Annotated in this window: 1 protein-coding gene; it reads right to left on the bottom strand. The window is 49.3% G+C overall.

Features of this window, described 5'->3' with window-relative positions:
- The coding region (locus ACTHS3_RS16765; RefSeq protein WP_440368611.1) for a formylglycine-generating enzyme family protein at positions 1-521 on the bottom strand (521 nt) is incomplete at both ends.

Genomic DNA, 521 nt, shown 5'->3' on the forward strand with positions numbered 1-521 from the left:
AGCGTAAGAATGCCGCATAGTTGGACGGATCACTTGAGCCTACGGATGCGCCGCTACAGAACATTTGTGTGTTGGACGAGCCGGCAGAGAGTTGGCTGCTGTTGAAATCTTCAGTCCATTCCCAAATCAGGCCGTGCATATCATATACGCCCCAATAGTTGGGTTTGTTTTTACCGATATCGTGCAGGCCGTTTCGGCCGCCGTCTGCATACCAATCTAAGATAGTGCGGTTGTAGCCAGGCTCGGCAGAGCCGTCTTTTTGAGTGGCAGAAGCCAAGCCTGCAAATTCCCACTCGTCAATAGTCGGCAGACGTTTGCCTTTGGAAACGCAGTAGGCATTAGCGGCGAACCATGAAACATTGGTTACCGGGTGTTTGAGTTCGTTGGCTTTAGGCGCAAAACTGTTGCTGCCGTTTTTCACCCAATGTTTCAGGTAAGCTTTTTCAGCGTGTTTGGAAATAATTTTGCCTTTTGGCCATTGCGGATGTGTGTTCACAAATTCGGCAAACTCAGCATTAGTC

Source organism: Neisseria sp. P0009.S007, from assembly GCF_051962515.1.